Below are 12,198 nucleotides of genomic sequence, written 5' to 3'. Positions count from 1 at the left end.
CAGGCCACGCCTGCAGGTGTCAGCCTTGTGTCCCGGTCGCGCCGGGACACAAGGGCATGTCGTGCGGCGTCAGCCGCACCTCTGGATCACGCTCAGGCCGAAAAATCCGCGGCATCCAGTATCTGGACGCCGTTGATACGCCAGCCTGCGGGTGTTTCAAGCATGCGATAATCCAGAATGTGGGTCATCCCCTGCGCATCCACGATCCGGACCCGCTGCCACAACGCGCCCGAACGCTCTGTCAGCTCCAGAAAGTCAACCTCGCGGAACCGCCAGACCATCGGATACCCCTGTACCACCATCCGCTGAAAATTGCTCGGCGTCTGGAACAGCCGTTGCAGGTTCGGGCTGGCAAAGGTGAACGCGGTCTCAAAGTCATCCACGCTGAACGCCTGAAGCTGCCGGTCGATGGTCGACTCGATGTCACGCGCCTGCGCGAGTACACCGCCGGCCAGAAACACTGACAACAGTAGCCCAAGAATTTGCCCGCGCATGACGCCTCTCCTCGCTGGTACAGGCAAAGAGTAAGGCGTAATCGGCGCCGGGCAAGTCTCAGGCCGCAGCCACCAGCGCCCCGTCAAGCGCCGCATCAATCAGCGCGACCGTCTCGTCCACGCCATAAAGCGCGATAAACCCGCCAAACCGCGGGCCCTGACTTGCACCCAGCAGCACCTCATAAAGCGCGGTGAACCACGCTCTGAGCGGATCAAAACGATCGCGCCCGCAGGCATATACAATCGATTGCAGCGCCTCATCATCCATCGGGCCTGTATATGCAGCCAGTTGCCCACGCAAATCTTCCAGCGCCGCGCGTTCCAGATCTGTCGGCAACCGGTAGGTCTTTTGCGGCTTAACAAAATCGTTGTAGTAGCGCACGGCAAAGCCGGCTGCCGCGTCCATATCGGGGTTGCTCTCTGGCTTCGCATCCGGCGCATACCGCTGGATAAAGCCCCAAAGCTGTGATTTTTCTTCGGCACCCGACACGCTCGCCAGATTAAGCAGCATCGAAAACGGTACGACCATCGTGGATGCAGGTACGTCGCCGCCGTGGATATGCCAGACCGGATTGTTCAACTGTTGCGTCAGGTCCTGACCGGGATACGCGCGCAACTGTTGATGGTACTCGTCCACTGCCTTGGGGATCACATCGAAATACATCCGCTTGGCCGTCTTTGGCTTTTGGTACATGAAATACGACAGGCTCTCGGTAGACGCATAGGTCAGCCACTCGTCGATGCTCACGCCATTGCCCGACGATTTGGAAATCTTTTGCCCGTTCTCATCGAGAAACAGTTCATAGGTAAAATGCTCTGGCGGGCGGTGTCCAAGGATCCGGCAAATCTTGTCGTAGATCGGTGTGTTCGTCGAATGGTCCTTGCCGTACATCTCGAAATCCACGCCAAGCGCTGCCCAGCGCGCCCCGAAATCGGGCTTCCATTGCAGCTTTACGTTACCGCCGGTAATGGGCAGCGTCATCTCGCGCCCGTCCTCATCGTCAAAAGTGATCGTGCCGTCCTTGGCATTGACCTCTTTCATCGGCACATAAAGCACGCGACCCGTTTCAGGGTGGATCGGCAGAAAGATCGAATAGGTCTGCTGACGTTCCTCACGCAGTGATTTCAGCATCACAGCCATGATCTCATCGTATTTTTCCGCCGCGCGCAACAAAACCTCGTCAAACTGGCCGGTGTTATAGAATTCGGTCGCCGAGATAAATTCGTACTCGAACCCGAAGGTATCGAGGAACCGGCGCAGCATGGCATTGTTGTGATGGCCAAAGCTTTCGTACTTGCCGAAAGGATCAGGCACAGATGTAAGAGGGCGCTGCAGATGCGGGGTCAGCTGATCGGGGTTCGGCACATTGCCCGGAACCTTGCGCATCCCGTCCAGATCGTCGGAAAAGCAGATCAGACGCGTCGGGATGTCAGAGATTTCCTGAAAGGCCCGCATCACCATCGAGGTGCGCGCCACTTCGCCAAAGGTCCCGATGTGCGGCAAGCCCGACGGGCCGTATCCGGTCTCGAACAGGACATAACCTTTTTCGGGCGGCGCTTTCTCGTAGCGTTTCAAGACCCGGCGCGCTTCCTCGAAAGGCCATGCTTTGCTTGTCATCGCGACGTCACGTGTCTGGGACATGTCTACCACCGTTTGCCTGTGCCGCACCCCATGCGCGACGTTTCGCCCGTCCCTATTGCCTTGGTGGGGTGGCGTCAATAATTTGGCGGTACCCGTTTTGCCAGAAAGATGCATACCCGTGACCCAAGACAACCCACGCAACTACACACCTCAGGATTGCCTGGTGGCTCTGATGATCGCCGTTTCGGCCTCGGATGAGGAAATACGCACCGACGAACTCGTTAAGATTCAAGCCGCTGTGCAATTGCTCCCGGTTTTCGGCGACTACGACGAGGACCGGATGAGCACCGTCAGTCAGACCGTGTTCGACCTGTTCGAGCAGGAAGACGGGCTGGATGCGCTGTTTGGTCTCATCCGCGACGGTTTGCCCGCGCGTCTTTACGAGACAGCCTATGCGCTGGCCTGTGATGTCGCCGCCGCCGACGGGTCTCTGGGCGATGCAGAACTGCGTCTGCTGGAAGAAATCCGTTACGAGCTTTCGATTGACCGGCTGCACGCCGCAGCGATCGAACGCGGTGCGCGGGCGCGTCACCTCACCTGATCCCTTCAGCCTTCGGGATCAGCCACCGCGCTTGTCGCGGGCGCTGGCGACGCCGCGGGCACCGGCGCAGGCGGACTATTGTATACCGCCCCCCAGCGCATGATGAGTTGCCGCTGCAGCCGCCGCGCCCGGGTTGCCCACGTGCGCCCGCCCGGCGGACGCTCGCGCTGCGCGCGTGTCAGACCGGCGCGAATCTCTTCGTCCGCCGAGAAAATGGCAAATACCAGATCGCGCCCGGCTGGCGTGGTGATATAACCGCCCAGACCCGACACGAAATTGAGCGTACCGGTCTTGGCCTCCGCCTTGACCGGATGGTTGTTGATCGTGCGCCCTTGCGAATCCAACAGCTTTACCGGTTTCAGCAAGGGGCGCAGCAAACCCGCATGCCCCACCGCCGCCAAACCGCGCACCATATCCTCCGGACTGATGCGGCTGGCATCGCCCAGCCCGGAATGATCCACGAAAGCCGGCGCATCCATACCAAGAACCGCCTGCGCCCAGCTGTTCATCTGAGCCGCAGAAGCGGCCAGCGTCGGCACCCGGCCCGCCCGCGCGTAACTCGCGGCTAAACCGACCATTTCGGCTGTGAGGTTGTTCGAATACTTCAACATGCCGTGCAGGATTTCCGATAGCGGCGGGCTGTCGATAGCGGCGACCACCTCGCCGGGCGGCAGCGCGTCGATAACAGTAGGCGCGCGCAGCACAATGCCGTTAGACCGCGCCAGCGTAGCGAAAACATCTGCCGCATAAAGCCCCGGATGGCGCACCGGCAACCAGCGTGCACCTTCGCGCCCCAAGGCACCACGTGCAACGGTCCAACTGTCCCAGCGCCCGCTGTTGCGGTACGTATATACCGGTGCGCTGCGGTCAACGACCTGCATCTGAGCGACGTCAACTGCAGGCCGGTAATTGCCGGCACGTGCGTCCATCGTCACCGTGTAATCACTGCCCGAGCGTCGCCACTCAAAGTGTACCCGATTGAAATTCAGGGCAATTCCGGCAATAGCTGGGTTGTATCCCACGTGATCCGGCTGGCCTGGATCAATGGCGTCAACGCGCGCGACGTCGCCCTCGTAAACGCGAAACGCACCGCGTACCTCGCGAATACCACTGTCCTTGAGGGCCTTGGCCAGCGCCGCGAGAGAACGGGTATCCATCACCGGATCGTTGCCACCGGCCAGCAGCAGATCGCCCTGCACCACACCATTCGACACACCGCCAGTGGCCAACACCCGCGTCTGAAACCGGTGCTCGGCGCCCAGAACGTCAAGCGCATAAAGCGCAGTGATGGCCTTGGCGACACTCGCAGGCGCGATACCCTCCGCCGGTGCACGTGCTTCCAGAATTTCGCCGGTCCGCGCGTCGGCCACCGCATAACCCACACGACCGCTTAACCGCGCTCTCGCGACCAGCACCTCGTCGCCCGGCACAGGCTTGGCACCGCGTCCGGCCGGTGGCCGTAAACTGGTGGTCGGTGCGCCCGCCAGAACCGGCCCAGCAGCCGAGGCAAGCAGAGCCGTCAACAAGCGGCGGCGGGTCAGAAGGCTATCAGCACGCGAACTCATGGCGCGACCATGCCGCAGCACGGCGCGCGAAACAACAGGTGCAAAACTCACAATTAAATGTGTTTCCGCAAGGTCACGCTTCGGCGTGCCACTGCCCCGCCGATCTGATCTGCGACGATGAAACATCCAACATCGGCACATTGACGAAACTCCATGCCGGTGTCGGCGCGTCGCCCAAACCCCGAGCGTGAGATTTGGGCAACCGGGCGTGAGCAAATACCCGCGCCGCCGGGCTCATCCGCGCCGAAATCCGGTCACCGGGGCGGGCCAGAACGCCAACAGGATGATGTCTCATGATATCACGCCAATCCTGCCAGTGGTGAAACTGCGCAAGATTATCCGCCCCCATCAGCCAGACAAAGCGCACACCCGGATAGCAGGCACGCAGGGCGGCAAGCGTGCGCGCCGTGTACCGGGTACCCAGATGCGCTTCGATATCTGTCACTGTGACCCGGGGATGCTGCATGACCGCTCTGGCGTGCTCCATCCGCAGTGCCAGCGGCGCAGGGCCTTGTTTCTTAAGTGGGTTGCCGGGGCTCACCAGCCACCAGACACGATCCAAGCCAAACCGCTTTAGCGCTTCGCGGGTAATATGGACATGCCCCTCGTGCGCCGGATCGAAGGATCCGCCCAACAGCCCGATACGCTCTCCGGGCCGCGCCATCGGAAATCCATGCTGCACGCGTCGTCCACCTGATCGTTGTTGCAGTCGTATAACGGTCAAGGCGTGTGTGTTGTCAATGGCACCACCTGATCCCCAAGCGAGATCGTCCCCGCCTGCACCACGCGCGCGCACCACCCGCCATGCCCGCGCATCGCCGAATACCCGCCGTGCCCCAACGCATCCTCCATCCGGCTGCACGGCGCACAGATACCTGTGATCTCCAGAATGCAGCCGCCAATCGCCACATGGCGCCCCTTCAGCGCTGAAAGGTTCAGGCCGGAGACGACCAGATTGCGCCGCACAATTTCCGGTGGCACGGACCCACGGCCCAGCATCGCCCCGATCACCGGTAAATGTTCCGCCTGCATCAACGTAACCGCGCGCTTGCTCGAAACACCATGATCCCCCGCCAGACCCGATTCAGTCACTTGTGCGTGCCGAGCGGATACAACCTTTGCGCGACGGGCGGGACGACACCCGATCCAGTCCAGCTTTCCGGCCTGCGCATAGGCCAAAATGAGCTTTTTCAGAGTGCCGTTAACCAATTGATTCCCTCTCACGTAGATTCTGCCTGCCCGATTTTTGACTTATTTTCAGGCTTTTCGCGCCGATTGTAAGAAACAGTGCAACAATCAACCCGCGACTGTTTCCATATCGGGAATGATAGGCCTTTACCTGTGCCCAAATACTGACTTTTGCACAACTTTCTTGGGTCCTGCCCCATTTTTGCCATTGTCCCTGAGCCAACACCGCTCTAGTTTGGGGTGTGTCGAACGATAACGTGTCGGTAGTGGGAGTTAACAATGACATTATCAGTAGTTAAAACGCTTGGACTGGCAGTGGCCACAAGCGTTGCGATGGCAACAGGTGCTATCGCCGCAACTTTTTCTTTTGAAGGAACTTATTCAGACGGTGGCGGAGTTCAGTATTTCGATTTCAACGTCATCGAAGAGCCCGCAGAAATTACAATCAGAACATTTGAATATTCGATGGGCACGTCCGGACGCGTGCGCGACGAAGCCCAGGATATCCTTTCCGTCGTAACGCTGTTTGATAGCGTGGGAACGGTCGTAGGGTCGAACGATCCGAACGTCATGGTTGATCCAAACCTCGTGCAAGGCGAGCTTGGCCAATCACCGCTCGTGCTCGGCCCACTGTCGCTCGGTCGCTATACTGTGGCGATGGAAATCTCCGAGTTTATGCAGAACCTCGATGACACGATGATTTTGGGCGCGTTGATCTGCGCGAATGAAATCGAATGTCAGACCGAGGTCGCCGTCCGCACTGCTGACTGGGCGGTTGATCTGGAAACAACAGATGGCGAGATCAGCTCTGTCCCACTGCCTGCTGGTCTTCCACTTCTCGCGGCAGGTCTTGTAGGCTTCGGCGTTCTGCGCCGCCGCCAAAAGAGCTGAACGCTTCCCTAACTACGTACACACGCACACAGAGTAACGGCGGTCCATCGGGCCGCCGTTTTCTTTTGGCCTATCTCAATCCTGCCGTGCCGGATTGCCCTTTGCCCCGCGATTGAGTAGGTGAGACACAATTGGTTATCGTTGGAGTGTCACCATGGCTGCCTATCAATACGTCTATCACATGTCCGGTGTTTCCAAGACATACCCGGGCGGCAAAAAGTGCTTTGAAAACATCCACCTGAACTTCCTGCCCGGTGTAAAGATCGGTGTGGTCGGGGTAAACGGCGCGGGTAAATCCACGCTGATGAAAATCATGGCCGGCCTCGACACCGATTACTCAGGCGAGGCATGGCACGCAGAGGGCGCGACGGTGGGCTATCTGCCACAAGAACCGCAACTCGACCCGGCCTTGTCCGTGCGCGAAAACGTCATGCTGGGTGTGGCAGAGAAAAAAGCCAAGCTGGACCGCTTCAACGAACTGGCGATGAACTACAGCGACGAGACCGCCGATGAGATGGCACAGCTTCAGGACGAGATCGACAGCCAGAACCTCTGGGATCTAGATGCGCAGATTGACGTCTCGATGGAAGCGCTGCGCTGCCCGCCCGACGACGCCGATGTGACCAAGCTTTCCGGCGGTGAGGCGCGCCGCGTGGCATTGTGCAAGCTCCTGCTCGAAGCGCCCGACATGCTGCTCCTCGACGAGCCGACCAACCACCTCGACGCAGAAACCATCGCCTGGTTGCAGCAACACCTCATCGACTACAAGGGCACCATCCTGATCGTCACTCACGACCGCTACTTCCTCGATGACATCACCGGTTGGATCCTTGAACTCGACCGCGGCCGCGGCATCCCCTACGAGGGGAACTACTCCAGCTGGCTGGAACAAAAGGCCAAGCGGCTCGAACAGGAAGCGCGCGAGGACAAGTCCCGCCAGAAAACGCTGGAACGCGAGCTGGAGTGGATGCGTCAGGGCGCCAAGGCGCGGCAGGCCAAGTCCAAGGCGCGGATCAACGCCTACAACGAAATGGCCGAGCAATCCGAACGCGAAAAGCTTACCCGCGCTCAAATCGTCATCCCCACAGGACAGCGTCTGGGTGCCAAGGTCATCGACGTCTCCGGCCTTACCAAGGCGATGGGTGACAAGCTGCTGGTCGAAGGGCTCGACTTCTCCCTGCCTCCCGGCGGCATCGTCGGCGTGATCGGCCCCAACGGCGCGGGTAAATCCACGCTGTTCAAAATGATCACCGGGCAGGAAAAGCCAGACGCTGGCAACATCGAGATCGGCGATACGGTCGACCTCTCCTATGTAGATCAAAGCCGTGACGCGCTCGACCCTGACAACAACGTCTGGGAAGCAATCTCTGGTGGGGCTGAACTGATCAAACTGGGCGACGCCGAGGTCAACTCCCGTGCCTATTGCTCTTCGTTTAACTTCAAGGGTGGCGACCAGCAGAAAAAGGTAGGCTTGCTATCAGGCGGTGAGCGAAACCGCGTACACATGGCCCGCCTGCTCAAATCGGGCGGCAACGTATTGTTGTTGGACGAACCGACCAACGACCTCGACGTTGAAACCCTCCGAGCGCTGGAAGACGCTCTGGTGGATTTTGCCGGCTGCGCCGTGGTCATCAGCCACGACCGCTTCTTCCTCGACCGCATCTGTACCCACATCCTCGCCTTCGAGGGCGAAGCGCACGTGGAATGGTTCGAAGGCAACTTCGAAGACTACGAAGAAGACAAAAAACGCAGACTTGGTGCAGACGCGCTCGAACCGAAGCGGTTGAAACACAAGAAATTCGTGCGCTGACGGCGTTTTCCGTCTCAGAGCCTGCGCTGCCGGATAAAATCGGCAGCGCGGTGCGCATCGGCCTTTCGCTTCCGACTTCCGGAAGGCGCGCGGTGCAGCCAAAGTGGTATTTTGCTTTCTCGCCGCGCTGTTTCCTCACTCGCATCAATCCGTATCGTGTGACTTGCCGACCGGTCAAAGCTTTCCAGCCATAACGCCACGCAGGTACGGGGTCAGCAAGTACAAGGTGAAACAGCCGGTTAATGTTGCCACACAGACTGCGAGATCATTGACACCGGTTTTCGCAGGTGAGCCCAAAGCAAAACTCATCGTTCATAAAGATGCCGTGGTCTGCACCGGAAACCATCCGCGAGGCAGGAATAACGCAAATGGCCCCCTTGTCCTGACGTGTAGCGGGCGTTTGAACAAAGATGGGCTGATAACGTCGCAAGCGATGGTGACCGTCGGGCCGGATCCCGCGCCGCAAAAACCTGATAGAGGTCTTTCTGAAACCAGCCAGAGTTGCATTGGCAACTTTAGCAAAAAGGATGATGTCGGCACGCCCTTTCTATTGGCGCGCAAAGACGGTCGGTACGGCACCATCTCTCCAAAATTGGTCGCACCCGACGCCCGCGAGTTTACCGTTTGGTTTCCGCCATCGCGTTAAAAGCAGAACAACGGTTCAATGAGACGGCAAAGCGCGTGACCGTCGCCCGAGCATTTCGCGCAATTGGTGACTGCTTTCGCCATCACCAGAGCTTTGCCATTTTTTTGGAAAGAACGGTTTGGGACAAACCGACGTTTCGCTGCGCCTGTTCTAAAGACCACAATAGATTACGCCGGATAGCTTCTGGCATCTAAGGTATTGTCGGCAGCGGAAGCAAAGTTGATGTTGCACGCATGGCATCTGAAACCGAGTTTTCCTTCGCAGCACTTACCAGTTCGGCTCGACGGCACATCCGCGTGTTTCAGATGCACCAGTTCCTTGACCGTTTCGCGATGGGATTGACGGTTGCTGTTGTTGCGCTGGCGTTGACCGACCGAGGCTTGGATCTTTTCCAAATCTCGCTTCTCTTCGGGGTCTACGCGCTCACGACGATGGCGATGGAACTGCCGTTTGGCGGCCTTGCCGACAGCATTGGCCGCAAACCGGTCTATTTGACAGCGGTCGTCGCCAGCTTAATTTCGCTCGCGCTCTTTCTGTCAACGAGCGACTTCTATGTTCTCGCCCTCTCGTTTGCATTCATCGGTTTTGGACGCGCGCTTCGGTCGGGCACGCTCGATGCTTGGTTTGTCGAAACCTTCAAGGCTGCCGCACCAAATATAGACGTCCAACCCGCTCTGGCCAAAGCGCAATGGGCCAATGCCACAGGCTTGGCCACTGGCGCCGTCCTCGGAGGTCTTCTACCTGACATGTTGGGTCCGGTGGCGGCACGTATCGGTGTCAGCATCTACGATGTATCCTACGCGGCAAGCTTTGGCGTGATGCTGGGTGTTTTTGTTTTCACCATGTTGTTCATAGCCGAAAACCCGCGTCCGATGAACGCCACTGCTCTCAAGAACGGCTTCTATAACGCACCAACGGTGATTAAGGACGCAAGCCTTCTGGCCCTGAAACATCCCGCATTGTCGATACTTCTGGCAGCCTTGGCATTTTTCCTGATGGCCACCAACCCTGTCGAGGTGATCTGGCCGACCCATGCAAAACCAATGCTGGATGAGCGTTACGCTAATACCGTTATCGGCGTCGTTACTGCGACCTATTTCTTCTCGATCGCTCTGGGTGCGTATCTGTCCCCTCACATCAGCCGGATCTTCAAGCGGCGGCATGCCACGACGCTGTCGGCGACTTTTGCTTGTCTGGCAGGCGTTCAGATCGCATTGGCCTTGCAAGGTGACATCATGGGCTTTGTGACAGTATTCGTCCTGTATGCTGTAATACTTGGCCTCAGTGAAACACCTGCCAGCAGTATTCTGCATCGCTGCGTAGAAGACGGTCAGCGGTCTACCATGCTGTCGCTGAGATCGTTGATACAACAGCTTGGGGCCGCCTTGGGTCTGGTTTTGACCGGAGCGGTCGCCGAAGTGTTCTCCACACCTGTCGCTTGGATTGCAGGCGCGGGGTTTCTTTTAGTCGCAGTGGTGCTGACTTTGGTCTTGGTCAGACGGCTGGCCTTGGATGTCGATAACTGACTTTCGCCAGCCACAAACGGCAGAGAAATTCCCTTACCACGGGTAGGCAAAAATCAAAAACTGGGTTGGTTTGATATTTTTGGGGATCGGTGTCACTAATGCTCAACTGAATTCAAACCGAATGAACATCATGACTGCCTCAAAAGAAGGCGAAACCCCTTCATTATCAAGCCTGCTATTCGGTGACGGGACGCCCAAAAAGGCTTTCCTGACAGCGCTTGTAGTTGGCTCTGTTCTGACAATCATCAACCACGGTGACACGCTGATAGCGGGCAATACCCCGCCTATTTGGAAGGTGATTTTGACTTATTGTGTACCTTATTGCGTCACCACGTGGGGTGCGTACACCGGCAAACGGGCACAACTTCGCAGCCGTCAGTCCGCACTTCATCGAAACAATTGAGAATAGGAATTCCCGCGATGAACGCAGAGCAGTTTTTCAATCAAAAAACGATCCTCGATCTCAGCTTTTTTAATTTCAGAAATGCAATCACAGCGGCTTACTTCGCAAATCGCGACCTTGAAATACAAAGGGTGAATGAGAACTTTCGAAATTTTTTTCCCATTTTGGGCAATGTCACAAACGCGTCTATGCCGGATGTTTTGGAACAGCTGGGCCTTCCCGGAAGTCAGATTGATCAATACAAAGATGGCCTGAACGAAAACGGATCCGTTTTGCTGCCGAAAGTTGAGATCAAGGTTAACGGCGAAGATCGCTTTTTCTCTCTGCTTTCTACACACACGTCTGACAGTGATTTCTCCTATTTGAATGGCATACAGGGGCAGTTTGTAGACCGAACAGACGAGTGGAATTTGCGGCGCGAGCGCGAAGAACTTTTAAGTCAGAAAATCAAGGACAGAGAGCTGATTGAAGAAAAAAGCACGCAGCTCGAAAACCTTGCAAACAGGTTGGCCAAGTACCTCTCTCCTCAGATCTACAACAGTATATTTTCAGAAACCGAGGACAACTCGCGTACGCACAAGCGGAAGAACCTTACAGTTTTCTTTTCGGACATCGTTGAGTTTACGGATTTAAGCGACACTCTCGAACCTGAACGTTTGGCAATCGTTATCAATTCGTACCTCTCCGAGATGACAAACGTTGCCCTTGAATACGGCGGAACGATTGACAAGTTTATTGGCGACGCGGTGCTGGTCTTCTTCGGAGACCCGGAAACACGAGGCGACGTCGAAGACGCGATGAGATGCGTCGAAATGGCTTTGACGATGCAAACCCGCATTGCCGCTTTGCAGGGATTCTGGAAGAAAAACGGCGTGCCGAACAATCTGAAAGTTCGGATGGGCATTGCGACGGGCTTTTGCACTGTTGGCAACTTTGGGTCCGACCAACGGCTGGATTATACGGTTCTTGGCAGCCCGGTAAATCTCGCCGCCCGCCTGCAGGGAATGGCGGAACCCGACACCATACTGGTTGATCAGAACACGCTTTCCCTGATTGAGGACCAAGTTGAATGCCATATGAAGGGTGAGTTGACACCGAAAGGTTTTGCCAGAGCGGTGCGATACTTCGAGGTAAGCGATCTGTCCGGTGCAGCTCATCAAAGGCAACGGCGAAGACTGTCTCACATTGGGGAACACGTGGAAGTTAATGTTCTTGATAGCTCGGATATTCGCGCTGCCATTGAGGAGCTTGCCGAAATTCAAAAACGCTTTGAAAAGCAGTTAAACCCACTGTAAAGCGCGCACCCTGCCGTCTGATCTTTCGCCGACAAGGGCATTGCAACTGGCAATATTCTAATCATCAACTGTTGCTCCGGGCGCGATGCAGACCCGGCTTTTGAATATCTGCGCGTCCGCTTTGCGGGCTTTTCTCCTGCCCCTGCGGTTGCAATCAACGTTTGCCCGACGAACAACCGGTCTATACGCTGTCCTCA

General features: G+C 57.2%; 11 protein-coding genes. 6 read left to right on the top strand and 5 right to left on the bottom strand.

Annotated elements, in window-relative coordinates; all coding sequences use genetic code 11:
• Positions 1-92 precede the first annotated feature (92 nt).
• Positions 93-494 (bottom strand): DUF4864 domain-containing protein, encoded by a 402-nt coding sequence (locus tag AC2D8V_RS18530; protein WP_484735077.1) that lies wholly within the window; start codon positions 492-494, stop codon positions 93-95.
• 58 nt (positions 495-552) lie between these two features.
• Positions 553-2,136 carry a lysine--tRNA ligase gene (locus AC2D8V_RS18525; RefSeq protein ID WP_484735076.1) on the bottom strand — a complete coding sequence of 528 codons (1,584 nt, stop codon included), beginning with the start codon at positions 2,134-2,136 and terminating at the stop codon, positions 553-555.
• Between the two features lie 172 nt (positions 2,137-2,308).
• Between AC2D8V_RS18525 and AC2D8V_RS18520 the strand changes: the two genes are divergently transcribed.
• Entirely contained in the window at positions 2,309-2,677 is a 369-nt protein-coding gene (locus tag AC2D8V_RS18520; RefSeq protein ID WP_484735182.1) for a tellurite resistance TerB family protein, read from the top strand.
• A gap of 5 nt (positions 2,678-2,682) precedes the next feature.
• Here AC2D8V_RS18520 and dacB read toward each other — a convergent pair whose 3' ends face one another.
• From dacB to AC2D8V_RS18505, 3 genes are all read right to left on the bottom strand, one after another.
• Positions 2,683-4,242, bottom strand: a complete 1,560-nt coding sequence (dacB, locus tag AC2D8V_RS18515; protein ID WP_484735075.1) for a D-alanyl-D-alanine carboxypeptidase/D-alanyl-D-alanine endopeptidase — start codon at positions 4,240-4,242, stop codon at positions 2,683-2,685.
• A 73-nt stretch (positions 4,243-4,315) separates the two neighbouring features.
• Positions 4,316-4,924: a nicotinate-nucleotide adenylyltransferase gene (locus AC2D8V_RS18510; RefSeq protein WP_484735074.1), complete on the bottom strand. Its 609-nt coding sequence runs from the start codon at positions 4,922-4,924 to the stop codon at positions 4,316-4,318.
• Between the two features lie 38 nt (positions 4,925-4,962).
• Positions 4,963-5,466 (bottom strand): MOSC domain-containing protein, encoded by a 504-nt coding sequence (locus AC2D8V_RS18505; RefSeq protein WP_484735073.1) that lies wholly within the window; start codon positions 5,464-5,466, stop codon positions 4,963-4,965.
• Positions 5,467-5,709: 243 nt separating this feature from the next.
• On the opposite strand from AC2D8V_RS18505, the gene AC2D8V_RS18500 reads away from it, so the two are divergent.
• The 5 genes from AC2D8V_RS18500 to AC2D8V_RS18480 all read left to right on the top strand — a co-directional run bounded on the left by AC2D8V_RS18500 (position 5,710) and on the right by AC2D8V_RS18480 (position 12,001).
• Positions 5,710-6,321, top strand: coding sequence for a DVUA0089 family protein (locus AC2D8V_RS18500; protein ID WP_484735072.1), 612 nt, complete (start codon positions 5,710-5,712; stop codon positions 6,319-6,321).
• A gap of 154 nt (positions 6,322-6,475) precedes the next feature.
• Positions 6,476-8,131: an energy-dependent translational throttle protein EttA gene (gene ettA, locus AC2D8V_RS18495; protein ID WP_484735071.1), complete on the top strand. Its 1,656-nt coding sequence runs from the start codon at positions 6,476-6,478 to the stop codon at positions 8,129-8,131.
• Positions 8,132-9,010: 879 nt separating this feature from the next.
• Positions 9,011-10,303: an MFS transporter gene (locus AC2D8V_RS18490; protein ID WP_484735070.1), complete on the top strand. Its 1,293-nt coding sequence runs from the start codon at positions 9,011-9,013 to the stop codon at positions 10,301-10,303.
• Positions 10,304-10,424: 121 nt separating this feature from the next.
• Positions 10,425-10,706 carry a nitrate/nitrite transporter NrtS gene (gene nrtS, locus AC2D8V_RS18485; protein WP_484735069.1) on the top strand — a complete coding sequence of 94 codons (282 nt, stop codon included), beginning with the start codon at positions 10,425-10,427 and terminating at the stop codon, positions 10,704-10,706.
• Positions 10,592-12,001 (top strand): adenylate/guanylate cyclase domain-containing protein, encoded by a 1,410-nt coding sequence (locus AC2D8V_RS18480; RefSeq protein ID WP_484735068.1) that lies wholly within the window; start codon positions 10,592-10,594, stop codon positions 11,999-12,001. The genes nrtS and AC2D8V_RS18480 overlap by 115 nt, the downstream gene beginning before the upstream one ends.
• Positions 12,002-12,198 lie beyond the last annotated feature (197 nt).

The sequence above is a fragment of the Roseobacter sp. YIN89 genome (assembly GCF_057219365.1).
Note: the sequence above shows the minus strand (reverse complement) of the source record. Positions and strands in the feature narration are given on the sequence as shown.

Coding starts and splice junctions, on each gene's coding strand:
- AC2D8V_RS18525 (WP_484735076.1), bottom strand. CDS start 2,136: ATGTCCCAGACACGTGACGTCGCGATGACAAGCAAAGCATGGCCTTTC.
- dacB (WP_484735075.1), bottom strand. CDS start 4,242: ATGAGTTCGCGTGCTGATAGCCTTCTGACCCGCCGCCGCTTGTTGACG.
- nrtS (WP_484735069.1), top strand. CDS start 10,425: ATGAACATCATGACTGCCTCAAAAGAAGGCGAAACCCCTTCATTATCA.
- ettA (WP_484735071.1), top strand. CDS start 6,476: ATGGCTGCCTATCAATACGTCTATCACATGTCCGGTGTTTCCAAGACA.
- AC2D8V_RS18530 (WP_484735077.1), bottom strand. CDS start 494: ATGCGCGGGCAAATTCTTGGGCTACTGTTGTCAGTGTTTCTGGCCGGC.
- AC2D8V_RS18520 (WP_484735182.1), top strand. CDS start 2,309: ATGATCGCCGTTTCGGCCTCGGATGAGGAAATACGCACCGACGAACTC.
- AC2D8V_RS18500 (WP_484735072.1), top strand. CDS start 5,710: ATGACATTATCAGTAGTTAAAACGCTTGGACTGGCAGTGGCCACAAGC.
- AC2D8V_RS18490 (WP_484735070.1), top strand. CDS start 9,011: ATGGCATCTGAAACCGAGTTTTCCTTCGCAGCACTTACCAGTTCGGCT.